The organism is Puerhibacterium sp. TATVAM-FAB25 (assembly GCF_046535855.1).
Classification (GTDB): Bacteria; Actinomycetota; Actinomycetes; order Actinomycetales; family Cellulomonadaceae; genus Puerhibacterium; species Puerhibacterium variabilis_A.
Window position 1 is genome coordinate 395309 of the sequence record NZ_JAXUAK010000001.1, and the last position, 26172, is coordinate 421480.

Here is a 26172-nt window from a genome sequence, read left to right on the forward strand (position 1 = left end):
CGGCGACGCCCGCTGGATCGGGGGTCGGCTACTTGATGCCCGAGTAGCCCAGGTTGTCGATGAGCTTGCGTCCGAAGACGAGGAACAGGACGAAGACCGGCAGGGCCGCGATCAGCGTGCCCGCCATCAGCCCCGCCCAGTCGGGCCCGGTCTGCGGGGTCTGCGACCGGAAGATCCCGAGCGCCACGGTCAGGACGCGCGAGGAGTCGGCACGTCCCACCAGCAGGGGCCAGAAGTACTCCCCCCAGGCGGTGACGTAGGTCAGCAGCCCGAGGGTGAACACCGGCGTGCTGGACATCGGCAGGATGATCCGGAAGAAGATCCGCAGATGTCCTGCGCCGTCGATCCGCGCCGACTCCTCCACCTCACGGCTGATCCCCAGGAAGAACTGGCGCATGAAGAAGACGGCGAACGGCGTCATGAAGAAGAACGGGAGGACGATGCCGGTCAGCGTGTTCAGCAGGCCGAGGTCTCGCACGAGGATGAAGTTCGGGAGCTGGACGAAGATCGGCGGGATCATCAGAGCCGTGAGGAACAGGAAGAACACCGCGTCGCGGCCTGGCCAGCGCAGCCGGGCGAAGGCATAGGCCGCCATGGAGGAGAAGAAGACCTGACCGACGGTGGTCGCGGTCGCGACGATCACGGAGTTGCGCAGGTACAGCCAGAAGTCGATCGATCCGGTGGTTCCGCCCTCGGCAGCTGCTTCCTCGGGCGTCGCGGTCCCGAGCACCCGCTCGAAGGCGCCCCAGCTGAAGTCGACGGGCAGGAGGCTTCCCGGGGCGGTGTACAGCGCGGTGTTGCTCGACAGCGCGGTGCGCAGCATCCAGTAGAACGGGAACAGGGTGACCACCAGCAGGGCGCCGAGGGCGGCCCACGCCAGTGCACGTTCCCAACGGACGCGCTTGCGAGGCCTGGAGCGCCTCCCGTATCCGCTCGCACCCTGGTCGGTGAGGTCGTCGGTGCGTGAGGTGACGATCGTGGTCATCGTGGTTCCCTAGGCCAGGTCCGACTGGTTGGAGCGCATGATCCTCAGCTGGAGGTACGCGACGACGGCGAGCGCGACCAGCAGGAAGACGGACATCGCGGAGGCGTAGCCGAGGTCGAACCGTTCGAACGCCTGCTGGTAGATGTAGTAGTAGATGACCCGGGTGGAGTTGATCGGACCGCCCTCGGTGGTGACCGCCACGGTGTCGAAGATCTGGAACGATCCGACGACCGTGATCACCAGCACGAGGGCCAGCACGGGCCGCAGCAGCGGCATCGTGATCGACCAGAACATCCGCGGCTCGGAGGCGCCGTCCAGCGCGCCGGCCTCGTAGAGCTGGGCCGGGATGGTCTGCAGGCCCGCGAAGATCAGCAGCGCCGTGTACCCCACGTAGCGCCACACGTTGATCAGGGCGATCGTCGGGATCGCGAGGGTCTCGTCGCCGAAGAACGCGACGCGGTCTCCGCCGAGCCAGTCGAGGACGACGTTGATGAAGCCGGTGGAGTAGTCCATCATCCAGAACCACACGAGGGCGACGACGACGTTCGCCACGAGGTACGGCAGCAGGATGATCCCCCGGACGAGCGCCGAACGGGTCAGCCGGTGCATGAGGACCGCGATGCCGAGCGCGAGGACCGTCTGCACGCCGATGTTGATGACGACGTACCACAGCGTCACCCGCAGGGAGTTCCAGAACAGCGGGTCGCCGAACATGTCCCGATAGTTGGCCGTCCCGATGAACTCGCCCGAGCCCACGAGGTTCTGGTCCGTGAAGCTGAACCAGATGCCTCGCAGGGCCGGCACGAGATAGAAGGCGAGGAACCCGATCGCCGCCGGGGCGATGAAGACCAGCGCGACCCGCAGGTCGCTCCTGTGCTTGCCGGCCTTGCGCGGCGCCGCCAGGCGCGCGCCAACGGTCGTCGAGGTCATCGGTGCACCGCCTCCACGTGCAGCAGGGTCGAGTGGTCAGGGTCGAGGGCGGGCACATGGACGCCCACGTCGGACAGGACGCCGCCGCTGAGCTCGATCCCCTCCACCCACCACGCCGGGTGGACGCGTTCGTCGTAGGGCGCGTCCGAGCCGGGGCCCGTCGCGCTGACGCGATAGGTCAGGTCGCGTCGGAGGCCGGGGATCGGTACGCGCCCGGCCGGCCAGGTGATGTGGCGCTCGCGCAGCGTCACGGCGAACAGCGCCTCGAGCTGGTCGGGCGAGACGGCGCCGTGCACCCACAGATCACCCTGTTCGGCATCACGGCGGACGACGGTGCCGGTGTGGATGAGCGTCCGCACCTGCTTGTAGAAGCTGATCCAGGCCGCGATCTCGGCCCGCTCCGCGGCGGTCGCCTCGCTCAGGTCCCACTCGACGCCGAAGTGACCGAACAGCGCCGTTGCCGCCCGGAAGCCGAGGTCGAGCCGGCGCGCGGTGGTGTGGGCGCGGTCGGCACCGACATGGCTGCCCACCAGCTCCGGCGGCAGCAGCTGCGCGGTCCATCGCTGGATCTGCTGGCGCTCGCGCGCGTCGATGCAGTCCGACGCCCACACGCGGTCGGTGTGCTCGATGATTTCCAGGTCGATGCGTGCACCACCGGACGAGCAGGACTCGATCTCCAGCCCGGGCGCCAATGACCGGATCTCGTCGAGCAGCCGGTAGGTCGCCAGGGTCTGGCCGTGCACCCCTGCGCGGCCCGTGCGGGTGGACCCGGCATCGATGAGATCGCGGTTGTGGTCCCACTTGATGTAGTCGACGCCGTGCTCCCGCACCAGCGCCACGACCTGGTCGCGCACGTGCGCGAACGCCCCCGGGTGGGTGAGGTCGAGCACCTGCTGGTGGCGGAACTCGACCGGCAACCGCCCGGGGACCTGCAGGATCCACTCGGGGTGCGCCCGTGCGAGCTCCGAGTCGAGGTTGACCATCTCGGGCTCGAACCACAGCCCGAACTGCATGCCTCGCCGCTTGACCGCATCGACGAGGGCGCGGAATCGGCCGCCCCCCCACGCGTCCTCCGCGAGGACCCAGTCCCCCAGGCCCGAGGTGTCGTCGCGGCGGCTGCTGAACCACCCGTCGTCCAGGACGAACCGCTCGACGCCGACGTCGGCCGCGAGCTCGGCCAGCTCGCGCAGCCGCTCGATGTCGTGATCGAAGTAGACCGCCTCCCACACGTTCATCACCACGGGGCGCGGGCTGCGGGGGTGGTGCGGGCGAGCGCGCAGGTGCTTGTGCAGCCGCGACGCGACATCGTCCAGGCCCGCGCCGTAGACGGCGAAGAGCTGGGGCGTCTCGTAGGACTCCCCCGCGCCCAGCTCGACCTCGCCCGGCAGGAGAAGCTCACCGCCGAGCAGCAGGCGCTCGCCGGAGAAGGCTCGCTCGCCGATCGCCCGGTGGTTCCCGCTGAACGCGACGTGCAGCCCCCACGCCTCGCCGCCGGCGAACCCTAGGTTCGGCGTCCCGGCGATCAGCAGCGTCGCGGCGTCGGCCCCCGTGCGTCCGTGGCGCCCTTCCCGCACGTGCGAGCCGACGGTGAACGGACGGCGCTGGACGACCTTCTCCTTCGCCCAGCGACCGGCAAAGTCCCACAGCTCGTCCGCTCGGGTCGGGACGGGCAGCGCCAGGTTGAGGGCCTCCACCGCGTAGGCCCCGCTGCCCGTGTTGGTCACGCGCGCCCGCATGCGGACCACTCCTTCGGCGAGCATCTCGATCCGCAGCGCGACCTCGAGCTCCGCCTCGGCGTCCGTGGCGACGACATCGACGCGGCCGCCTCCCCCGTCGGCCGGCTCGACGTCGACCCGCTGCGGCCGGAACCACGGCGACCACCCGGTCCCGGAGCGGTGCCCGGACAGCCCGGGAGTCCCCGTCCAGCCCGTGCGCCCCTCCGGCAGGACGGAAACCTGGACCGGAGCGTCCACGCCGTTGGTGGCCCGCGGCGGGACGGCGGAGGACTCGACGGCTGCAAGCTCGGGCTCCGACAACGGGCCCGGGTCGGCACCCCAGTGGACGACGTGGGGCAGAGAGTCACGCGGGATCGCGAGGATCAGCGCGACACCGGAGGCCGCGAGCCGGACGACCTTGGGCCAGGCGGTCTCGTGATGCGGTTCGGCGCGGTCGCGCAGTGCAGGAGTGCTCAAGCGTCATTGCCCTTCGGGAGCCGTGCAGCGTCGATGCTGCAAACGTTGGTCAGAACGTACAGCCTCAAGCCCGATTTCTGCAAACGTTGGTCAGAACATGGGCCAAACTGCCATCACGTGCGTGCCGCGACGTCATGCGGCCGGCGGGACTCAGGCGGTCGGAGCGGTGCTCTCCCGGATGACGAGCGCCGGCTGCACGGCCGAGTCGGCCGGGCGGCGGCCCGTACGGATCCATTCCTCCAGGAGGCCGAAGGTGCGGCGCCCGAGGTCGGTGAAGTCCTGCGCCACGGTGGTGAGCGCGGGCACCCACATCTGTGCGAACGGCTGATCGTCGAACCCGACGACACTGACCTCTTCGGGGATCTTGCGCCCCCGCTCGGAGAGCGCCCGCGCCGCACCGATCGCCAGCTCGTCGTTACCGCACAGGATCGCGGTCACGCTCGGATCGTCGACGAGCCGTAGCGCCGCGTCGTACCCCGACGTCGGCGAGTAGTCGGCATGCACGACGTCGGGCACGGGAGCCCCGGCGGCTTCCAGCGCGGTGCGCCAACCCCACTCACGGCCGCTGCGCCGGCGGGTTGCAGGGATCGCGATGTGGTGGACGGTCCGGTGGCCGAGGCCCAACAAGTACTCGGTGGCCGCTCGTCCTCCGGCCTCGTCGTCCAAGAACGCGTGCGGCCGCGCGCCCGCCCTGCGCCGAGCACCGGCGGCCGCCACGACGGGCACGACGTCGGGGAGCGCCTCGAGCGTCGCGACGCCGACCGAGTCGAACTCGATGACGATCGCTCCGGCCAGCGCCTGCGAGAGCGTCATGTCGACCGCGCGCGCCACGTCATCTCGGTCGCCGGACTCGATCACGGCGATCATCACGACGTAGCCGGCGGCACGTGCCGCCTCTTCGACGCCCTGGAGAGTCGCCGCGTAACCGAAGCGCGCCGTGTTGCGTGCGAGCACCGCGATCGTCGAGCGCTTCCCGCTCACCAAGGTCTGCGCAGCGGCGTTGGGGCGATATCCGAGCTCGTCGACCGCCGCCTGCACCTTCGTCCGCAGCTTCTCGCTCACCGGCGTGCGCCCCGTCAGCACGCGGGAAACCGTCGAGAGGCTGACACCCGCCTTCGCCGCGACATCGACCAGCCCCGGCGGTCTGCGAGTGGCGTCCATCGACACAGGCTATGGCAAACGTTGGTCAGAGGGATCACGGACCCTCCGCAGGCCCCTGGCTCACCACATGCGTCTAGTGCGCAGAAAGCCCTGGTCGTCTCCCTCAAGACCTGTACGGAGCGCTGGCTTGCGACTAGCGACCCTCACCTCGTCGTCCTGCACCATCACCGCCGCGCGAAGGACAGCGGGGCTGTGGAGGGTTGTAGCGACCGATGCGGCGAAGCGAATCATCAGAACCAGATCGGGGGCTGCTGCGCGTGGCGCAGCAGCGCAGCCCACGCTCCCAGAGCTGCCGCTGCCGCGACCGCAACCCAGCCCATGAGCTCACGTGGCTGGGCTTGCTCGTCACGACGAGCTGCGTGCCCACGCTGTCCGCTGTCGGCGCTGCCGAGAGCTCTGCTCGGCTCAGCGTCGTAGTCCCATCGGTAGTGCAACGAGGGACCGGAGCACTGGCTCTGGTGTCGACTGCCCTGCAAACCATCACCGATGGGTTCTTGCCGAGTGCTCTTGAGGTCCACGCTCGCCTCCAACGTCGCCAGCCAGATCCCCCGGCGCGACGGTATAGCCGGAACGTCGACGCGTACAGGCCGTCGATCGCCTCGTCGAACACTGCCCGACCAATTCATCCGGTCACACCGGCACTGGTCATGAACCCGCAACGTCGTGGCCGCTGCGCTGTGCCGAGTCAGCTGCTGACCACGCATGGCTCGCGCGGTCACCGCAGCGATCGCGCTCGCCGCGACGACGGGCGCCTCAGGAGTGGGGCGCGCTCCTGCTTGCGCGGTACGCCTGCCTCTCGCGGTAGCGCTGCACGGCGTGGCTGTTGCCGCAGGTGGCCGAGCAGTACGCGCGGCGGCCGTTCTTGCTCGTGTCGGCGAAGACGCGCAGGCAGCCTGGGCGCGCGCAGACGCCCATGCGCCCCGCCTCGGCCTCGACCGCGAAGATGGCGATCCCGCCGGCGGTCATCGCTCTGACCCGCTGGACCAGGCTGGACTCCTGGCCGGCGAAGTGCAGGTGTGGCGGCAGCCCGTCGTGCGTGGCCAGCTGCACGAGCTGCACGCCGTGGGCCAGCAGCGCGTTGATGCGCTGCGCGCGCTGCTCGACGTCGTCCGCGGCGAACACGCCGCGCAGGCGCCGGGCCCAGGCGTGCAGGTCGCCCAGCGTCGCGTCGTCGAGCCGGTCGAACCTGATCGGCGTGCGCCGCAGCGCCTCGGTCACGGCTCCCGCCTCCCACGGCCCGGTGGCCTGGAGGTTCACGAGATCCTCGGCCAGGCGGACGCCGATCATGTTGTCATGGTTGAACGGCACTGACCTATGACACCACGCTTGCCCTGCGCCTCCGGCCGACCGGAGCGACGAGACGAGAGGCAAGCATGACCGCGCTGCACGATCCCATCCCGGCGGACGCCGAGGCTCGCGAACGACTGCGGGCGTCGGTGCAGCGGCGCACGATGCTCGCGGTCGTCGCCACGCAGGTGCTGGGCGGCGCTGGCCTCGCCGCCGGCGTGACGGTCGGGGCGCTGCTGGCCCGGCAGATGCTCGGCAGCGACGCCCTCGCCGGGCTGCCTGCCGCGGTCCTGACGCTCGGGTCGGCCCTCACGGCCTTCCTCGTCGGGCGGGTCAGCCAGCGGCACGGGCGACGACCCGGGCTCGGCGGCGGGTTCGCCGCGGGCGGCATCGGCGCCGTCGGCGTCGTGCTCGCCGCTCGCCACGACTCGCCCGTGCTGCTGTTCTGCGCGCTGTTCGTCTACGGCGCCGGAACCGCGACCAACCTCCAAGCGCGTTACGCCGGGACCGACCTGGCGCTGCCGAACCGGCGCGCCACCGCGGCCAGCGTCGCGATGGTCTCCACCACCCTCGGTGCCGTCGTCGGGCCGAACCTGGTCACGCCCATGGGCGAGATCGCCGAGAGCTGGGGCGTGCCCGCGCTGGCCGGCCCCTTCATCCTCGCCGCGGCCGCCTACCTGGCCGCCGGCCTGACGCTGACCCTCCTGCTGCGCCCGGACCCGCTCCTGCTGGCCGAGCGCCTGCGCGACGAGGCCGGCCCGGCCGCGGCGTCGGCGGACGCCCGGCCTCGCCGGTTCCCTCGAGGCGTCCTGCTCGGGGCGACCGTGATGGTGGTCGCCCAGATCATCATGACCGCGATCATGACGATGACCCCGGTGCACATGCGGATGCATCACCACGGGCTCGGGGCGGTGGGGATGGTCATCGGCGTGCACATCGCCGCGATGTACCTCCCCTCGCTCCTGACCGGCGCCCTCGTCGACCGGATCGGCCGCAGGCCCATGGCTGTCGCCTCCGGCGCCGCGCTGCTGCTCGCCGGTGTCGCCGCGGCCACCCTGGGCAGCTCCGTCGCTGCGTCGCTGATCGCGCTCGCGCTCCTGGGCCTCGGCTGGAACTTCGGCATCATCGCCGGGACCGCGATGATCGTCGACGCCACCACCCCCGACACGCGCGCCCAGGTACAAGGGAGCGTCGACGTCTCGATCGCGCTCGCCGCCGCTGGCGGCGGCGGACTCTCCGGCATGGTCATGTCCGCCGCCACATACCAGGGCCTCGCCCTGGCCGGCGCCGCCCTCGCCCTCGCCCTCCTCCCTGTGCTGGCGCTCGGACGCTCGCGAGCCGCTACGTCCAGCCGGTGACGGTCGGTCGCCCGAGCGCCCGAGCGGGCACCTGTAGCCGGCGGTGACCACAGGCCTAACCTGAGCCCGTGAGCCAGGCGTTGGACGATGGGCCCTTCTTCCACGGCACCAGAGCGGATCTTCGGGCGGGTGACCTGCTGACCGCTGGCTTTCGGTCGAACTACCGACCCGAGATCACCATGAACCACGTGTACTTCACCGCCCTCGTCGACGGCGCCGGCCTCGCAGCCGAGCTGGCGGCAGGCGACGCCCCGCCCCGGGTCTACGAGGTCGAGCCGACAGGGCCGTTCGAGAACGACCCCAACGTCACCGACAAGAAGTTTCCCGGCAACCCCACCCGGTCGTACCGCAGCAGCGAGCCGCTCCGGGTCGTCCGCGAGGTCCCCGACTGGCCGCGGCTGAGCGCCGAGGCGCTGGTCGCCTGGCGCACGCGCCTGGCGGCGCTGCTGTCCCATGAGCGCGGCAAGATCATCAACTGACGACCCTGACCGATCCATCCGGAGGAACAGCGGCGCTCACGTGCCGGCGACTAGGTCGAGATCCTTCATACCTCGCGCCGGAGCGTCACCACTCCGCAGGAATGCGGCCGTCGGCAGGCGCCGGAATCACGCCCTGGTACGGCGTGAGCGTCGTGTATGCAGTCGCCCCGAGGTCGTAGGCATCGCCTTCGCGCAGGAAGAGCATCACCGGCGTCCCGTCGTCGGCGAACGGTCGGAGCGGGTCACCGCCCGGATATGGAGGGTCCTCGCCGGCACAGTGATCGGGCATCGGGCTCACGACGATCGGCGAGTCGCCGTGACCGCCGACCCAGGCAGCCACCTCGACCGTCCACGTGTGAGCGTCACCGCCCATGACCGTCACGTCGTCGCCTTGCCCGGTGATCGTCCCGATCACGACAGCATCAGCATCCGCCGCGGCGTCGGCCGGCGTCTCGAGATCGACCCAGCCGGCGCATGCGACGGCCTGCGTCGGCGCACACGCCGACGCCGTCGACGACGCGGCGACGACCAGCACGCCGACGAGCGCCAGAGTCCTGCGAGTCATCGCCCAAGCATCGTCGCCGACGACGCCCCTGTCACGGCTGACGGACCGCCCTCAGTCTCGAGCGCATGCACCGTCCAGAGGCGCTCGTGCCCAGACGTCCTCGAGCTGACGCTCGACACGCCGGGCGGAAGGCGTCGGGCCTTGGCTCCCGTGAGCTCGGCAGCAGTCGCACGGCCGATCGGCTCCTGCCCGGATACCGCCGTGTCGACGGGCGCCCAGCCGTGCTAGGACCGAACGACGTAGGAGTTGGTCCGCAACGAGGCTCGACCCATACGGAGCTGCCCGACACCGTCCGCGACGTCGACAAGATGCCGGCCGCCTCGATTCGTTGCGGCTCTTCGTGCGCGGTCGTCAGCGTGGCGCCCCTCCGACCCGATCTCGCGCCGCCAAATTGCGGATCGTCGTCACGACCGGGGCCTCCATCGGTCGGTGCCACGGCTCACAGACCCCTTCCACGGCCTCACGCCAGCGGCACTTGTCGTTCGAGCTTGCCGCGCTGCAGCGACGCTCGTGCCTCCAGCGCCGTGGGGGCTGCGGCGAGACCAGTGGACTGAACCGTGCAGCGGGGGCAACCGTCGGGCACTGGGCGCGCGAGCATCCACTCGGCTACGCACCGATGTTGCAGGGCTGCTGGCTGCCGACGGTCGCCGGCGTCTCCGACTGCGGCCGGCTGCCGGTCAGGGCCAGAGGCTGAGGGAGCGGGCGGCGGACAGGCGTGCGGCGGCCACGAGGAGCTCCTGGGCAGGCATCGGGTCGAGGCGGCGACCGTCGCGCACGTTGACGGCCACGTGGCCGGCCGCGGCCTCCCGCTCGCCCACGACGACCCGGTACGGCGCGCGCGCCCGGCGGGCCCGGCTGACTCGGACGCCGAGAGGCTCGCGTGCGTCGTCGAGATCGACGCGCAGGCCGGCGGCCCGTGCCGCCTGGGCGACCTCCGCGGCGGCCCGCGCCTGGTCGCCGGAGGCGGGGTCGACCGGCATCACGACGAGCTGCACCGGTGCGAGCCACAGCGGCAGGTTGCCGGCGTGCTGCTCGAGGAGGAACGACAGGCATCGCTCCATGCTCGAGAGTACCGACCGGTGCAGCATGACCGGCCGGCGCGGACCGTCCGGCCCGGCGTACGACAGCCCGTAGCGGGATGGCAGGTGGAAGTCGAGCTGGACGGAGGAGAACGACTCCTCCCGCCCGCCGCGCCCGGGCACCTGCACGTCGATCTTCGGACCGTAGAACGCCGCCTCCCCGTGGGCGCGGTCATAGGGAACGCCGAGGTCGTCCAGCGCGCCGGCCAGCGCGGCCTCCGACCGCTCCCACAACGCGTCGTCGGCGAGGAACTTCGACCCCTCGCCGCGCAGGGACAGCCGGTAGTGGTGCCCGGACAGGCCCAGCACGCGGTAGGCGTCCTCGATCATCGACAACACCAGGGCCACCTCGTCGGCCGAGGACCGAGGGTCGGCGAAGTGATGGGCGTCGTTGAGGACCATCGCCCGCACGCGGGACAGGCCGGACAACGACCCGGACGGCTCGTTGCGGAACATCGCTCCCAGCTCGGCGATCCGCACCGGCATCTGCCGCCAGGACCGCGGCCGGGAGCGGAAGGCGACGATGTGGTGAGGGCAGTTCATGGGACGCAGGACGATCTGGCCGGCCCCGTCGTCGATCGGTGGGAACATCGCGTCGGCGTAGTGGTCCCAGTGGCCGGAAATCTCGTACATCTGGCGGCGGCCCAGCGGCGGGGAGTACACGTGCTGGTACCCCGCGGCCCGTTCGGCGTCGACGATGTACCGCTCCAGCTCTCCGCGGACCACGGCGCCGCGAGGCAGCAGGATGGGCATGCCCGCCGGTAGGAGCGGGTCAGACGCGAACAGGTCGAGCTCACGGCCGAGGCGGCGATGGTCGTCGGCCGGCAGGGAGACATGGGACTGAGGCCGCGCGGCGGGCTGGTGGGACATGGGACGCTCCTTCACGATCGGCGGGAGCGCTCGGTGCCCCGGCCGTCCAGGAACGACGAAGGCCCCGGGTTCTCCCGGGGCCTTCTGGTCAAGTGGTGCGCTGGTCAGCGCGCACGCAGGTCGACGGCGCCGGGACGGTCCGGCGTCGTCGTGCGCTGCGCGACTGCTGCCATACCGTCATTGTGCCCGGTCCGACCGATGCGGCAAGGGGAATCCGGACGCTCCGACTGGCCGGCCTCGCGACCGACGTCGTGAGCGGGCGGCGTGGGCCGGTGCGCCCTGTGAGCCGAGCAACGGGTAGCCCTTCCTCCTGGACCGCATCGGAAACGGACCTGCTTAACCGCTTGACCACCGACCCGGGGTCTCACTACGGTGCTGCTCAACCGATTAACCACAACGATGGGTGCTCATGAACCAGCGTGGGTTCTACCAGCCGAGCGGCGCTTGGGTCGGGGACGTCATCCCCTGGCAGGAGGGCGGTGCCTTCCACCTCTTCTACCTGTACGAGTCCCGCCGAACGCCGAGGGACGGCATGCCGTGGCACCGGGTCATCACCGACAACCTGGTCGACTTCCACGAGACCGGATCGGCACTGGCGTCGGGTGGCCCCGCGGCGGCGGACTTCAACGTCTACACCGGGAGCATCGTGCTCGACGGCGAAGGCATCCACCACGCCTTCTACACCGGTCAGAACCCGGACGTCTGCGGGGAGGACGGGCGGCCGCTGCAGGTGGTGATGCACGCCTCGAGCTCCGACGGCATGCGGTCCTGGCAGCGCCACCCTGACGACACGTTCGGAGCAAGCCCGGGCTATGAGACCGGGGACTGGCGCGACCCCTTCGTCTTCTGGGACGAGGACTCGCAGGTGTGGCGCATGCTCATCACCGCCCGGCACGCGCACGGTCCCGCGCGGCGGCGCGGCGTGATCGCGCAGTGCACCTCGCGCGACCTCGCGAGCTGGCAGCCGGCGCCGTCGTTCTGGGACCCGCGGCGGTACATCGCGCACGAGTGCCCGGAGGTGTTCCAGTGGGGCGAGTGGTGGTACCTGGTCTACTCCGAGTTCAGCGACGCCTTCACCACGCGCTACCGGATGGCACGCAGCCTCGAGGGTCCGTGGATCGCACCTGAGCACGACACGCTGGACGGGCGCGCGTACTACGCCGCCAAGTCGGCAGCGCGCGATGGTCGCCGGTTCTTCTTCGGCTGGATCGCGTCTCGCGAAGGCGCCCGCGACGATGGCGCATGGGAGTGGGCGGGCACCATGTCGGTGCTCGAGGCCGAGCAGCGACACGACGGCACCTTGGCGTTCCATCCCACCGAGGAGCTGCGCCAGGCCTTCGCCGAGCCGGTTGACGGGGTCGCCCCCGGCACGGTCCTTCGCGCCCCGGACGGCTACACGTGCACGGTCGCACCCGCGGAGGCCCCTGGCGCGTTCCGGATGGTCGCCCGGTTCGACGTCACGGAGGGCACCGGCGAGTGCGGCGTGCTGCTGCGCGCGAGCGCCGACGGAGACGAGGCCTACGTGCTGCGTCTCGAGCCGAAGCGCGGGCGACTGGTGTTCGACCGGTGGCCGCGCCGGGCGACGGGTGCCGAGCAGTGGCAGATCTCCGGCGACGTGCCCTTCGTCGTCGAGCTCGAGCGGCCCTGCACGCTGCAGCCGGGCATCCACGAGCTCGAGGTCATCGTCGACGGCGACATCTGCGTGGCCTCCGTGGACAACTCCACCGTGCTGAGCACGCGGCTCTACGACCGTCCCAGCGGCCGCATCGGCGCGTTCGTCGGCGAAGGCACCGTCACCGTCGAGGAGCTCACCGTCTTCACGCGTACCGACTCGTATGCCAGCTCTGCCCTCGTGACGGACGACGTTCTCGCCGCAGCGACGACGTAGCCCGCTCCACAGATCTCGACCGCTCACATCCGACCAATCAATGGAGATCGACGATGCCTTCCACCACGCGCAAAGGTGCGCTCCTCGCTGCAGTCACGACCGCCGCGCTCGCCCTCTCGAGCTGCGCGGGCGGCGCCGGCGCAGCTGACCCGACCGATGTCGACCCCGACGGCGAGGTCGTCGCCCGGGAGATCTCCTGGCTGCTCTCGCGCCCGGCGGACGGCGGCGTGATCACGGCGATGCAGCAGATCGCCCAGGAGTACGCCGAGGAGCACCCGGGCTTCGCGCTCAACCTCATCACCACCCCCGACCGCCCCTCGTACGTGCAGAAGTACGAGACGCTCGCGGCGGCCAACAAGCTGCCGGAGCTGTTCGACACCGACGCGACCCCGTTCGCACAGAAGCTGGCGCAGCAAGGACGCATGGTCGACGTCGACGCACTGCTCGACGACCTGGGCCTGGCCGACGACTACCGTGACGCCGCGCTCGCCTACCAGCGCTTCGACGACGGATCGCTCTACATGGTGCCGTTCGAGTTCCAGCTGGAGTTCTTCTGGTACAACTCCGAGCTGCTCGAGCAGGCCGGGGTCGAGGTCCCGGCAACCCTCGACGACTTCCCGCGGATGTGCGAGGGCCTCCGCGCCGCGGGGATCACGCCGATCGCTCTCGACGGCCAGGACCAGTGGCCCCTGGAGCGATACATGGCGTACTACCCGTTCCGCATGGCCGGCCCGGACTACGTCCGGGACCTGAAGAACGGCGACGCGTCGTTCGCCGACCCCGCCGGCCGCGCGGCGGCCGAGTGGCTGTACGACCTCGGCCAGGCCGGCTGCTTCCAGGAGGGCTTCTCCTCGACGGGCTACGCGGACGCGCAGGCACTGTTCACCTCCGGCAAGGCGGCCGTCTACAACATCGGCACCTGGGAGCTGAGCAACCTCGCCACGGAGTCGCTCGACCCGGCCGTACGCGACAAGATCGACTACTTCACCCTCCCGACCACCGAGGGTGCGGTCACGGCGGACAACGAGTACGTCACGCCGTCCGGCATCGGCATGGCCGTCAACGCGAAGACGTACGACCCGCTCGTGCGCGACTTCCTCGCCTTCGCGCTCGAGCGGTACCCGGAGGTCTACGCCGCGACCGGCGCGCTGTCGCCGACCACGACCGCCGAGACCGCGATCCCGGCCGACGCGACCGAGCTCTACTCCCGCGCCGTCGCCCAGGCCGACGAGGTGGGCACGGCGATCGCGATGCCTTGGGACACGCAGCTCGACCCGGCGACGAACACGCGCCTGCAGCAGGAGCTGACGCTCCTGGTCCAGGGCGACATCACGCCGGACGAGTTCATCACGACCATGGACGCCACCCTCGCGGAGAACAGCGATGGCTGAGCTCGCACAGGCCGGGGTGGGCGTGGCGCGATCGCGCCCGCCCCGGCCCCGCAAGCCGCTGCCGACGTCGATGCTGCCGCGTCGATCGCCGCTCGCGGTCGCGGTGTTCCTGGTCCCGCCGCTCCTGCTGTACGGAGTCGCGGTGCTGCTGCCGATCGTGCAGTCGCTGTTCCTCAGCCTGTTCAGCTGGGACGGCATCACCGACATGACGTTCGTCGGCGTGGACAACTACGTCAAGATGCTCACGCGCGACGACGTCTTCTGGACCGCCTTCCGCAACGCGCTCGGGTACCTGGTGATCTGCCTCGTGCTGCAGCTCGGCGGAGCCCTCGTCGTCGCCAGCCTGCTCACCGCACTGCCCGAGGCTCGCGAGCTCGTCAAGACGCTCTACCTGCTGCCGGCGGTCATCTCGACCGTCGCGATCGCCTTCCTTTTCCAGCGGGTCTACTCGCTGGAGCCCGTCGGCCTGCTCAACCAGCTCCTGGCCTGGGCCGGGCTGGAGGAGGCGCAGACGGCCTGGCTCTCGAACGTCCAGACGGTGCTGGCCGCGGTGTCGATCCCCGAGGGCTGGCGGTTCACCGGGCTGTACATGCTGATCGTCTACGCCGCGCTCATCGCCGTGCCTCGCGAGCTCGAGGAGGCCGCGCGTCTGGACGGCGCCTCGTGGTGGCAGGTCTTCTGGCGGATCCGGTTCCCCTACATCCGACCGGTCTGGATCACGACCACGGTCATGGCGACGACCTTCGCCCTGCGCGGGTTCGACATCCCCTACCTGCTCACCAACGGCGGCCCCGGCCAGTCCTCAGAGCTGCTGACGACCTACATGTACAAGACGGCGTTCGTGCACGCCGACTACGGCTACGCCAGCGCCATCTCCGTCTTCATCGTCATCGAGTGCCTCATCGCCGTCGGCCTGATCTTCCTGCTGCTTCGTCGAAGGGACGACTCGTGACCACCCCAGTCCTCTCCGCGCCCAGCAGACGTGCTCAGCCCGCGGCACCGGCCCCCCACCGTGCCCGCAGGCGTGCGCCGAGGCTTCGGGCGCACCGCACGCTGCTGACCGCCACGATCCTGCTCATCGTCGTCGTGCAGGTCTACCCCCTGCTGTGGCTCTTCCTGACCAGCTTCCGCACGGCCACGGACTTCGCCGGCGGCAACCCGTTCGCCCTGCCGACCGAGTACACGCTCGACAACTACGCGCGGGCGTTCGCCACCGGCAACCTCGGGCTCAACATCCTCAACAGCCTCGTCGTGACGCTGGGGGCGAGCGCGCTCATCGTCGCGGCGGGCATGATGGCCGCCTACGCGCTGCAGGTGCTCGGCTTCCGCTTCAGCGGGGCGGTGCGCGCACTGTTCCTGCTCGGGATCATCGTTCCCGTGCAGATCGCCCTGGTGCCGCTGTTCATCGACTACTCGCGAGTCGGACTCCTCGACACGCACCTGTCGATCATCATCCCCCTGGCCGCGTTCTCGCTGCCGATGGCGGTCTACCTGTTCTCGTCGTTCTACGAGTACATCCCGCGGGAGATGTACGAGGCGGCCTCGCTCGACGGCGCGGGCCCGTACCGGATCTTCGCCGGGATCACGTTCCCGTTGTCCGCGAACACGATCATCACGGTCGTGCTCGTCAACAGCATCTTCATCTGGAACGACTTCATCTTCGCGAACACCTTCGTGCTGTCCGACGGTCTCAAGACGATCCCGCTGGGCCTGCAGAACTACATCGGCGCGATGGGCAACACCGACTGGACGGCGACGTTCGCGGCCGTCTGCGTCACGGTGACCCCGCTGCTGCTGGTGTTCCTCGTGCTGAACAAGGCGATGATCTACGGACTCGAGAGCGGAGCGACCAAGGGATGAGCGCCGCAGAGCACAGCAAGCACGGCGCGACGGTCACGATGCGTGATGTCGCCAAGGCCGCCGGGGTGTCGGTGGCGACGGTGTCGCACGTCGTGAACGACAAGCCAGGTGCCCGCATCGGCGACGACGCCAGGCGCCGGGTGCAGGAGGCGGTCGCCGAGCTCGGCTACCGGCCCAACGCGCTCGCCAAGACCCTCTCGCAGGGGTCCTCGCGCTTCATCGGCCTCGTGGCCGACGCCATCGCCACGACCCCCTTCGCCGGTCAGATCATCCACGGTGCACAGGACGAGGCGTGGAAGCACGGGTACGTGCTGCTGGTCGCCAACACCGACGGCAACGCCGCGGCGGAGAACGACGCCATCGCCATGATGCTCGAGCACCAGGTGCACGGCATCCTCTACTCGACGTGGTACCACCGTGAGATCGTCGTGCCCGAGGCGCTGCACCAGACCGACACGGTGCTCGTCGACTGCTTCGCCGACGGCAGCGGACTGCCCGCGGTCGTGCCCGACGAGGAGCAGGGCGGACGCACGGCGACCGAGGAGCTCCTCGCCGCCGGGCATCGGCGGATCGCGTTCATCAACACGACGACGCCGTCGCCGGCACAGAGCGGGCGACTCGCCGGGTACCGCGCCGCGCTCGAGGCGGCGGGCGTCGCGTTCGACGAGTCGCTGGTGTTCCCTGCGGCACCGGAGCAGGAAGGCGGGTACACCACCGCCCCCAGCATCATCGGGTCGGGCGCGACGGCCGTGTTCTGCCACAACGACCGTGTGGCGATGGGCCTCTACGACGGGCTGCGTGAGCAGGGGCTGCGCATCCCCGACGACGTCGCCGTCATGGGGTTCGACAACCAGGACGTGATCGCCGCGCACCTGCGCCCGCCGCTGTCCACCGTGGCGCTCCCTCACTACGAGCTGGGCGCAGCCGGCGTGCGAATCCTCCTCGGTCTCGAGGCACCCCCCGACACGCGCCCGCAGCGCGTCGCCTGCCCGCCCGTCCAGCGGCTGTCGGTCTGAGGAAGCAGACGTGCACACCACGGACGCCCCCATGCCGCGACCGGCATTCCACTTCACAGCCCAGCGCAACTGGATCAACGACCCCAACGGACTGGTCTACCACCGCGGGCTGTGGCACATGTACTTCCAGCACAACCCCGAGGGCCCCGACTGGGGCAACATGAGCTGGGGCCACGCGACCAGCACCGACCTGCAGCACTGGACGGAACACCCGGTGGCGCTGCCGCACCGCCCCGGCGAGCAGATCTTCTCGGGCTCCGTCGTCGCGCCACCGCCCGACAGCGACGAGCCGCTGACTGCGTACTTCACGAGCGCCTACGCGGACGGGCACCAGGCGCAGTCCCGGGCGACGAGCCGCGACGGCGGCTTCACCTGGCAGCTCGACCCGGACAATCCGGTGCTCGACCGCGGGACGAGCGCGTTCCGTGACCCCAAGGTGATCCGCTTCGTCGACCGCGAGGACCGCTCCTGCTGGATCCTGCTCGCGGTCGAGGCCGACGACCGGCAGGTGCTGTTCTACTCGTCGGACGACCTGCGTACCTGGAAGTTCCTGAGCACCTTCGGTCCGCTCGGGCCCGAGGACGTGGTCTGGGAGTGCCCCGACCTCGTCCCGCTGACCCTCGACGGTGACCCGGAAAGGCGCCGGTGGGTGCTGCTGCTCAGCACGAACCCCGTCGGCGAAGACCCCGATCCGCAGGGCTCTGCGATGAGCTATGTGGTCGGGCACTTCGACGGGGCCACCTTCAGCGCCGACGCACCCGAGCTGACCCGGCTCGACCACGGTCGGGACTGCTACGCGGGCGTCACCTTCGACAGCGCACCGGACGCCGAGGCGCTCATGCTCGCCTGGATGAGCAACTGGCGCTACGCCGACGCGGTCCCCTCATCGCCATGGCGCGGGGCGATGTCGCTTCCGCGGCGGCTCTCGCTTCGCACGATCGGCGGCGTGCCACGCCTCGTGCAGGAGCCACCGGCCTTCGCCCGCGACGCCCTTGCGCGAGCGACGCCGGCCAGCGTGCCCGGCGCCGTGCAGCCGTTCCGCTTCCCGTTGAGCGGGCACTCGCTCGTCGAGCTGCGGTGGGACCCCGCGGCCGTCGGCACCGTTCGGCTGCAGCTGCGCGGCAGCGCGGAGGCGCTCGTCACCCTTGAGCACGAGCCCTCATCCAACGTCCTACGTGTCACCCGTGGCGGGCCCGACGCGGAAGCCGTGCATCCTGACTTCCCGTCGGCCAGCACCGTCGCGCTTCCTGGAAGCGGTCCGGTTCGCCTGCTGCTGAGCCTGGACGGACCGCTGCTCGAAGTCTTCGTCAACGCCGGTGAGGCCACCGTGTCGAACCTCGTGGTCCTCGGCCCCGGCCCCGTCACCGCCTCGCTCGCCGCTGAGTGCCGCGGGTCGATCACCCTCACTGCCGTCGACGTCCCGCAGCCGGCACACCAAGCGGTCGCCGGCGTCGGCGCACCGGCGTGATCCGTCGCACCCACCACGACTGCCGATCAACCCCTGCCGGGCGCACCGACGCGCCCCGGACCAGTTGGAGGAACGACCATGACGCGTCACATCTCGCGCCGCAGCGTCCTGCAAGGCGCAGGAGCAGGCACCCTCGCACTACTCATGACCGACGCCATGCCGGTTGCCGCGCGGGCCCAGGGCTCGCTGCGGGCGGTCTACCACATGACCCCGCCGTCGGGCTGGCTGTGCGACCCGCAGCGGCCGGTCTACGCCGACGGCGCCTACCAGCTGTACTACCTGCACTCCAGCCAGAACAACGGCCCCGGCGGCTGGGACCACGCGACCACGACCGATGCCGTGAGCTTCACGCATCACGGCACGGCACTGCCGTTACAACCGAACTTCCCCGTCTGGTCGGGATCCGCGGTGGTCGACACCGCCGACACCGCCGGTTTCGGGACCGGCGCCGTCGTCGCACTCGCGACCCAACCGACCGACGGGATCCGCAAGTACCAGGAGCAGTACCTCTACTGGTCCACCGACGGCGGTTTCACCTTCACCGCGCTCCCCGACCCTGTGATCCTCAACACCGACGGCCGCACGGCCACGACACCGGCCGAGATCGAGAACGCGGAGTGGTTCCGCGACCCCAAGATCCACTGGGACGCGGCCCGCAACGAGTGGGTCTGTGTGATCGGCCGGGCGCGGTACGCCGCCTTCTACACCTCGCCGAACCTGCGCGACTGGCAGCTACGGCGCAACTTCGACTACCCGAACCACGCGCTCGGCGGGATCGAGTGCCCCGACCTGTTCGAGATGACCGCCGACGACGGAACACGCCACTGGGTGCTGGGCGCCAGCATGGACGCCTACGGCATCGGGTTGCCCATGACCTACGCGTACTGGACGGGACGCTGGGACGGCGAGCAGTTCATCGCCGACGACCTCGACCCTCAGTGGCTCGACTGGGGCTGGGACTGGTACGCCGCCGTCACGTGGCCGAAGGCCGAGGCCCCCGACACGCGTCGCTATGCGGTCGCGTGGATGAACAACTGGAAGTACGCCGCCCGCGACGTTCCCACCGACGCGACCGATGGCTACAACGGACAGAGCTCGATCACGCGCGAGCTGCGCCTCGAACGCCAGCCGGGCGGCTGATACAGCCTCTTGAGCAGCCCCGTCGGTGCGCTGTCGCACTACGCCACGGCCACCACGACGATCCCCGACCGGACGGTCGACGGCAGCGTCGTGCTGCCGTGGAGCGGGCGAGCCTATGAGCTCGAGCTCGACATCTCGTGGGATGCCGCGACGAACGTCGGGGTGTCCGTCGGTCGTTCGGCGGACGGCGCCCGGCACACCAACATCGGCAAGTACGGCGCCGAGCTCTACGTCGACCGCGCTCCCTCCGACCTCAGCGGCTTCTCGCTCGTGCCGTACACCCGTGCGGCGGCACCGATCGACGCGGGCGCACGTTCGGTGCACCTGCGCATCTTCGTCGACACGCAGAGCGTCGAGGTGTTCGTCAACGCCGGGCACACCGTCCTGTCGCAGCAGGTGCACTTCGCCGAGGGTGACACGGGCATCTCGTTCTACACCGACGGCGGACCTGCGGACTTCAGGGGTGTCACCTTCCGCGAGTTCGGCAACCGGATCTAGCTCGTGCATCCGCGGCGGGGTGGAGACGACCAGCCCCGCCGCGGATGCTGCTCCCATCTGAGCCGGGCCGGTGGCTGGACCGCCGTGACCGATCCGCCATCCACGCTCCAACACACCACTCGAGGAAGACACATGGCCAGCCCCCGCTCCCTGGACGCTCCAGAGCAGCCGGAGGTGCTCGTGGTCGGCGAGGCGCTCGTCGACGTCGTGCACCGCGCCGACGGCTCGATCGACGAGAACCCGGGCGGCAGCCCGGCGAACGTCGCGCTGACGCTCGGCCGGCTCGGGCATCGCCCGCGACTGCTGACCTCCGTGGGCGACGACGCGCGAGGTCGCGCGGTGCGTGCGTGGCTCGAGGCCTCCGGGGTCACGCTGCAGGGACGCCCCGCCACGCGCACGTCGACCGCGACCGCCCGCCTCGACGCCGACGGTGCTGCCAGCTATGAGTTCTCGATCCAGTGGCAGCTCGACGATGCGGTCGTCGGCGTGGCCGACGCGCTACACGTCGGCTCGATCGCCGCGGTCCTCGAGCCGGGCGCCACCGTCGTCTCCCACCTCGTGGACCGACACCGCGACCGAGCACTCGTCAGCTACGACCCCAACATCCGTCCCAGCCTCGTCGACGACCCTGGAGCGACGAAGCGGCGGGCCCTCTCCCTCATCGAACGTGCGGACGTCGTCAAGGCCAGCGACGAGGACATCGCCTGGCTCCACCCGGGCGAGGACGTCGAGACCGTGGCGCGACGCTGGCTGGCCTCAGGACCGGCGCTCGTCGTCGTGACACGGGGAGCGGCAGGCGCCGTCGCCGTCACCCGCGACGTCGACGTCGCGGTCGACCCGGTCGGGGTCGACGTGGTCGACACCGTCGGGGCCGGGGACACCTTCATGGGCGCGCTCCTCGACGGGCTCCTCGACGAAGGTGCACATGGCCTCGAGGCGCGGACCACACTGGCCTCGCTCACCGAGGCCCGCCTGAGGCCACTGCTCCACCGATGCGCGCTCGCCGCCGCGATCACCGTGTCGCGGTCGGGCGCCGACCCAGCGACGCGCGCCGAGCTGGACGATGCGGTCGGGATGCTGGCGCCGGACGGTCGGCGCGCCTATGCGGCATCGATCAGAGCCCGTCTCTGAGCGGATCTCCGTTCTGGGCCACCCGCGCAACCCTCACGACAAGCGACTTCGCAAGGCACTGGTAGGAGTGCCTCCGAGCAGGCTCCGTTCGGGTGGCTCGACGGTGGCTTGGATTCAGCATCTTGAAGGCCGCTGCGCTCCGCAGATCGCGCCGCTCCCGCACACTCGAAAGGGCCGCCTGGTCGGTGGACCGGACACCACTGATTCCGCTGGGGCTCGCCTTCGGTCTCGAACGATGCTTCGCGATCAACGCCCTCGTCGTACGTGGTGTTCCGCTCAGACGCCACGGACAGCGAGCTGGGGATCGGGGCGATCTCTGGATTGTCATCCCACCGCAGGCAGACGTTCCAGGTGCTCCGCGCTTCGCCGCCACCGACACACTCATCGGTTACCTCCGACTCGGAGGTCAGGGTCGGGATGTCATCGAGTTCCCAGGTCATTTCGCGCGTCACCTCTGGATCAGCAGCGAAGTCCGGGTGAGGGTCAGCCATTGATACGTCGCATGCCGCGCCGACTACAGGAACCGCACACGCTCCGGGCAGCTTGACCACGACGTCGAACGTCTCGCCCTCCCGCGACACGTAGCCAGGATCTTCGTTGTCGTCGTCAGCCGCGATGCGTCAGCCAGGCGACGAGCGCTCGGCGCATGCCGTTGGCGGCACTGAAGGCACGTCCACGCTGGGCAGCGGGTCTTGCGCGCGGCGGCTCCTCAGAGTCAGTGTGGTGGTGAGGCGGCCCGACGTTGCGCGCTCTCATGGAGGTGGAGGGGTGCGTCCCGCGGCCTCCGTGCGGCATGAGGAGCCTGCCATGAGGGCACAGTCGTCAGTCACGTCGCTGTCGTGGATCCCGTCGGAGCTCGTCCAGGGCATCCCGCGTCTCGCGTTCGACGCCGGCCTGCTGAGCTACGACGAGCCCCCACCGGATCGGCTGGACGACGTCCAGGCGCTCAAGAACAAGTCGGCCTTCCGGTTCTTGAACCATCTGCGCGCCGTGGCCGAGCTGGACGGTGGGCGCATCGTCGATGTGCACCTGGCCCCCGGCAGCGGCGGCGTGTGCGGGCTGACGAAGTTCCTCGGCGGTGCCATCCGCTACCCGTCCCTGCGCATGCCGGACGTGGTGACCAGGAAGGTGAGCGACGACGGAGCCACCGCACTCGTGCGTCAGACCACCGGCGGACGGGCCCTGCTCCCGGGTCTCCGCGTTGCCCACGGCAGGCTGCACCTCGCCACGCCGTTGGTGTGGACGACCCTCGAGCTGGCCTTTCACGCAGACGGGTCCGTGCGACACCGCGTCACCGGCGCCAGCCGGTTCCCGAGGCACTGGGTCTACGACGATGACGGAACTCTCATCGAGAAGGTCGCGCTCACCGACTCTCACGGGTGGATGCACGACGACCCCGCCGACAACCCGTGGCGCGGCGTGGACGACGAGGCCCTGACGACCCCGGTCGAGACAGCCTTGGAACGGCGGCTGTCCGTGGTCATCATGGCCGCGGACCGAGACGTCCAGCGGCTGCCCGCGGGTACGGCTCTGTTCCACCAGGGCGACGAGGCGACGCAGGTCGCGTTGCTCCTCGACGGGATCGTCGAAGTCACCCGTGACGGGACCAAGCTGGTCGAGCTCGGGCCAGGCGCCGTGCTGGGCGAGCGCGCGCTGCTCGAAGGTGCTCGCACCGCGACCGTCCGAGCCGTCACCGACGTCACGGTCGCGCTCGTGGCCGGCGACACCCTGCCGCGCGACGAGGCCGAGCTGCTCGTCGCGGGGCATCGACGAGAAGAGGTGACGCAGGACTGACGTGTCGGCTGCTGCGCGGGCACCTCCAGTCCAGCTGAAGGCGCTGGCCAACTCTGTACCGACAAGCAAAGCCATGACCGTTGCAGCATTCGAGCCGCGGAGGGCCGGCGGCTCGACGAAAGGGAGCGGGGATGATTCCGCGGACCCACTACGCCCGCGCCCGCGGCGGCGCGGAGCTCGCGTACAAGGTCCTGGGAGACGGGGAGCGCGACATCATCTTCTGCGCCCCGTACGTCTCCCATCTCGACGCGCTGTGGGAACTTCCGGAGCTCGTCGACTTCACCGAGTCGCTCACACGCCTAGGCCGGCTGATCGTCTTCGACAAGCGCGGCACCGGTCTGTCCGACCGCGGCCTGCACGACGTGTCGGCGGAACAGCGCTCGGACGATGTCATCGCTGTGATGGACGCGGCGCACAGCATGACGGCGGTGCTGCTCGGAGTCATGGACGCCGGCGCCACGAGCCTGGTCACCGCGGCACGGTTCCCGGACCGGACCCGCGCCGTGATCGCGGGCGAGGTGCTGGCCTGCGCTGCTCCTGATATCGAGCAGCCCTGGGGAAAGGAGGCGAACTGGGCCCAGCAGCTGCTCGGCGTCACCGATGCGCCGGACGGTGGCCGCGAGATCGTCGGCCGTGTGCTCGGGCCGGAGGTGGCCGCGAACCCGCGCCTGCTCGACTGGGTCGTGCGGGCCGGATCCATGGCCGCCAACCCGAGCGCCGCCGCACACCTGTTCTCGGCCGAGCTGCCCATCGACATCCGCCCCTACCTGCCGTCTGTGCGTGCCCCCGTGCTGGTGCTGCACGACGCCCACAATCCGCTCGTGAGCGGTGAGGGCGTGCGCTGGCTGGCCGCGCAGCTGCCGAACGCGACGTACCGCGAGGTGTCCGGGCGCCTGCCGCGCGCGACGTTCACTCCGTTCGATGAGATGTTCGCCGAGATCGCCGAGTTCCTCACCGGGACGCGAGCCGCCGGCGACGCCCAGCGTGCGGTCGCGACGTTGCTGGTCACCGACCTGGTGGGTTCGACGGCGATGCTCGCTCGCTCCGGTGACCGTAACTGGAAGCACCTGCTCGACGCCCACCGCGCCTCGGTCAGGCGCGCCCTGGCGCGCCATGACGGACATGAGATCGACACCGCAGGCGACGGCTTCTTGAGCTCCTTCCCCCTGCCGTCGGCAGCGTTACGTTGCGCGGCCGACGTGGTGAGCGACGCGGTGCGTCTGGGGCTCGAGGTACGCGCCGGCGTCCACACGGGCGAGGTGAGCGTCCATGGGCCCGGGGTCGTCGGCATCGCGGTGCACATCGCCGCCCGGGTGGCGGCCTCGGCCGGCCCCTCGGAGGTCCTGCTCACCGAAGCCGTCAGGGCCCTCACGGCCGGAACCGACATCGCAGTGGACACAGCCGGCGAGCACACCCTCAAGGGATTGCCGGGCACCTGGCGCCTCTATCGCCTCGCGACCTCCGCCGTGCCGGGAACGGAGGCACCGTCTGCCAACGCACCCGTCCGGTAGCGCCCCGACCCACGAGGTAGCGACATGCGCCCAGAGACACAGTTCACCGACGTCGAGGGGGTGTACCTCGCCTACCAGGTGGTGGGCGCGGGCGAGCGCGCCATCGTCCTGGCGGCCGGAGGGCCTACCCATGCCGAGGGTATGTGGGACGTGCCGCAGCTCGCACGGTTCGTCGAGCAGCTGAGCCGGTTCGGCCGCGTGGTGCTGTTCGACAAACGCGGTGTGGGACTGTCCGACCGCGTCACCGAGACGGTGACCGTCGAGCAGGCGGCCGACGACATCTTGCGGATCATGGACGCGGTGGCCGTCGACACGGCGGTGCTCTTCGGCATGCTCGAGGGCGCCTCCGCCTGCCTCGTCGCTGCCGCCCGCCACCCCGAGCGGGTCCACGCCGTGGTCGCCTTCGCCACCGCCCCGACCTTCGTCCCAGGTCAGTCCGGGAGCATCTCGCTCGAGGTCGCCGAGGCGCTGCGAGGCGGCCTCCGCGAGAAATGGGGCTCGGGTGTGTCGATGACCCTCGCCAGCGACGCGCGAGCCCGCGACCCCGCGACGGTCGCAGCGTGGCAGCGCCTGGAGCGGATGAGCGGCACGCCGACCACCGTCGCTCGGTGGCTGGACTACTGGCTCAGCATCGACGTCCGCCCATATCTGCCAGAGGTCCACGCCCCAGTGCTGGTCGTGCACACCGGCGACACCTTCTTCGCGGACCTGCAGGCCGCCCGGTCGCTGTGCGAACAGCTGCCGCACGCTCGGCTGATCGAGCTCACGGACCGCTACAACGACAACCTCGTTTCGGGCGGTGCCTTTCTCGACGAGGTCGAGGACTTCATCGCCGGCACCCGCCTGAGCGCGTCCCGCGACCGGCACATGGTCGCGCTGCTGGTGACCGACCTCGTCGGATCCACCCAGACCATGGCTCGGATGGGAGACACCGCCTGGCGCGAGTACCTCGGAGAGCACCGGCGGTCCGTGCGCGAGGCCCTCCAGCGGTACGAGGGCACGGAGATCGACACCGCGGGCGACGGGTTCCTGGCCACATTCCGCCTGGCGAGCAGCGCGCTGCGGTGCGCGATCGACATCCGCGACGACGCCTTGGCGGCAGGCGTGGCCGTGCGTCAGGGCATCCATGCGGGAGAGGTCACCGTCCTCGGGTCCGGGATCGCCGGCCAGGCGGTCCATGCAGCTGCTCGGATCGCCGGGCTGGCGGGCGCTGGCGAGATCCTCGCATCGGAGAGTGCCTACCAGCTGGCCGAACCAGGGTCCCTGTCGAGCGAACCTACAGGCGCGCGTGTCCTGCGTGGCCTGCCCGACCGGATGCGCATCCGCCGCATCACCGGGCTCCGACACCCGCAGCCCTCCGCCTCGGTGCCACCCGCAGATCCCCCTCCTCCGCTCGCGCCGAGCTGAGGCGCGAAGCGTCCGCGCCACCGCGAGGCGTCGAGCGCCAGAGCTGCCTGAGATGCGGGCGGAGCTTGACCAACATGTAGGCAACGATGGGCAACCTGGCGAGTCGAACACGGGAGCGGGCCGACTCGCTCGAGGTCTAGGCGGCACGGGCTGCTACCACCC

At 70.5% G+C, this 26172-nt stretch carries 19 protein-coding genes and 1 pseudogene; 13 read left to right on the plus strand and 7 right to left on the minus strand.

All coding sequences use genetic code 11. The features are described 5' to 3' along the window. Positions 1–28: 28 nt before the first annotated feature. The 5 genes from U5M74_RS01860 to U5M74_RS01880 form a co-directional block, all read right to left on the minus strand. Complete coding sequence (locus tag U5M74_RS01860) at positions 29–985, minus strand: carbohydrate ABC transporter permease (RefSeq protein WP_410905596.1); 957 nt, start codon at positions 983–985, stop codon at positions 29–31. Between the two features lie 9 nt (positions 986–994). Continuing rightward, positions 995–1915 carry a carbohydrate ABC transporter permease gene (locus U5M74_RS01865; protein ID WP_410905598.1) on the minus strand — a complete coding sequence of 307 codons (921 nt, stop codon included), beginning with the start codon at positions 1913–1915 and terminating at the stop codon, positions 995–997. Next, complete coding sequence (locus U5M74_RS01870) at positions 1912–4107, minus strand: alpha-galactosidase (RefSeq protein ID WP_410905600.1); 2196 nt, start codon at positions 4105–4107, stop codon at positions 1912–1914. Before U5M74_RS01870 ends, U5M74_RS01865 begins: the two co-directional genes overlap by 4 nt. 150 nt (positions 4108–4257) lie before the next feature. Next, positions 4258–5268 (minus strand): LacI family DNA-binding transcriptional regulator, encoded by a 1011-nt coding sequence (locus tag U5M74_RS01875; protein ID WP_410905602.1) that lies wholly within the window; start codon positions 5266–5268, stop codon positions 4258–4260. Between the two features lie 753 nt (positions 5269–6021). Continuing rightward, positions 6022–6555: a CGNR zinc finger domain-containing protein gene (locus tag U5M74_RS01880; protein ID WP_410905604.1), complete on the minus strand. Its 534-nt coding sequence runs from the start codon at positions 6553–6555 to the stop codon at positions 6022–6024. Positions 6556–6641: 86 nt separating this feature from the next. Here U5M74_RS01880 and U5M74_RS01885 point away from each other — a divergent pair, with 86 nt between their 5' ends. Beyond that, positions 6642–7913: an MFS transporter gene (locus tag U5M74_RS01885; protein WP_410905606.1), complete on the plus strand. Its 1272-nt coding sequence runs from the start codon at positions 6642–6644 to the stop codon at positions 7911–7913. Positions 7914–7981: 68 nt separating this feature from the next. Beyond that, positions 7982–8392 (plus strand): NAD(+)--rifampin ADP-ribosyltransferase, encoded by a 411-nt coding sequence (arr, locus tag U5M74_RS01890; protein WP_410905608.1) that lies wholly within the window; start codon positions 7982–7984, stop codon positions 8390–8392. Between the two features lie 85 nt (positions 8393–8477). Here arr and U5M74_RS01895 read toward each other — a convergent pair whose 3' ends face one another. Then, complete coding sequence (locus U5M74_RS01895) at positions 8478–8957, minus strand: hypothetical protein (protein WP_410905610.1); 480 nt, start codon at positions 8955–8957, stop codon at positions 8478–8480. Between the two features lie 677 nt (positions 8958–9634). Then, a complete protein-coding gene (gene thrS, locus U5M74_RS01900; protein WP_410905612.1) occupies positions 9635–10906 on the minus strand; it encodes a threonine--tRNA ligase in 1272 nt (423 codons plus the stop codon). Positions 10907–11315: 409 nt separating this feature from the next. Here thrS and U5M74_RS01905 point away from each other — a divergent pair, with 409 nt between their 5' ends. The 11 genes and pseudogenes from U5M74_RS01905 (at position 11316) to U5M74_RS01955 (ending at position 26010) form a co-directional block, all read left to right on the plus strand. Then, positions 11316–12794 (plus strand): GH32 C-terminal domain-containing protein, encoded by a 1479-nt coding sequence (locus tag U5M74_RS01905; RefSeq protein ID WP_410905614.1) that lies wholly within the window; start codon positions 11316–11318, stop codon positions 12792–12794. A 53-nt stretch (positions 12795–12847) separates the two neighbouring features. Continuing rightward, positions 12848–14185 (plus strand): ABC transporter substrate-binding protein, encoded by a 1338-nt coding sequence (locus U5M74_RS01910; RefSeq protein WP_410905616.1) that lies wholly within the window; start codon positions 12848–12850, stop codon positions 14183–14185. A 70-nt stretch (positions 14186–14255) separates the two neighbouring features. After that, positions 14256–15137 carry a carbohydrate ABC transporter permease gene (locus U5M74_RS01915; protein WP_410905782.1) on the plus strand — a complete coding sequence of 294 codons (882 nt, stop codon included), beginning with the start codon at positions 14256–14258 and terminating at the stop codon, positions 15135–15137. Continuing rightward, positions 15134–16045, plus strand: a complete 912-nt coding sequence (locus U5M74_RS01920) for a carbohydrate ABC transporter permease (protein WP_410905618.1) — start codon at positions 15134–15136, stop codon at positions 16043–16045. The genes U5M74_RS01915 and U5M74_RS01920 overlap by 4 nt, the downstream gene beginning before the upstream one ends. After that, positions 16042–17061 carry a LacI family DNA-binding transcriptional regulator gene (locus U5M74_RS01925; protein ID WP_410905620.1) on the plus strand — a complete coding sequence of 340 codons (1020 nt, stop codon included), beginning with the start codon at positions 16042–16044 and terminating at the stop codon, positions 17059–17061. The genes U5M74_RS01920 and U5M74_RS01925 overlap by 4 nt, the downstream gene beginning before the upstream one ends. A 10-nt stretch (positions 17062–17071) precedes the next feature. Next, complete coding sequence (locus tag U5M74_RS01930; protein ID WP_410905622.1) at positions 17072–18529, plus strand: glycoside hydrolase family 32 protein; 1458 nt, start codon at positions 17072–17074, stop codon at positions 18527–18529. A gap of 78 nt (positions 18530–18607) precedes the next feature. Next, positions 18608–20167 (plus strand): annotated as a pseudogene (locus U5M74_RS01935) (glycoside hydrolase family 32 protein). A 132-nt stretch (positions 20168–20299) separates the two neighbouring features. Further along, the gene (locus U5M74_RS01940) at positions 20300–21298 is read left to right on the plus strand and encodes a carbohydrate kinase family protein (protein WP_410905624.1); all 999 of its coding nucleotides are present in this window, start codon (positions 20300–20302) and stop codon (positions 21296–21298) included. Positions 21299–22066: 768 nt separating this feature from the next. Further along, positions 22067–23092, plus strand: coding sequence for a cyclic nucleotide-binding domain-containing protein (locus U5M74_RS01945; protein WP_410905626.1), 1026 nt, complete (start codon positions 22067–22069; stop codon positions 23090–23092). Between the two features lie 131 nt (positions 23093–23223). Then, positions 23224–24603, plus strand: coding sequence for an adenylate/guanylate cyclase domain-containing protein (locus U5M74_RS01950; protein WP_410905628.1), 1380 nt, complete (start codon positions 23224–23226; stop codon positions 24601–24603). A gap of 60 nt (positions 24604–24663) precedes the next feature. Beyond that, entirely contained in the window at positions 24664–26010 is a 1347-nt protein-coding gene (locus tag U5M74_RS01955) for an alpha/beta fold hydrolase (RefSeq protein WP_410905630.1), read from the plus strand. Positions 26011–26172: the final 162 nt, after the last annotated feature.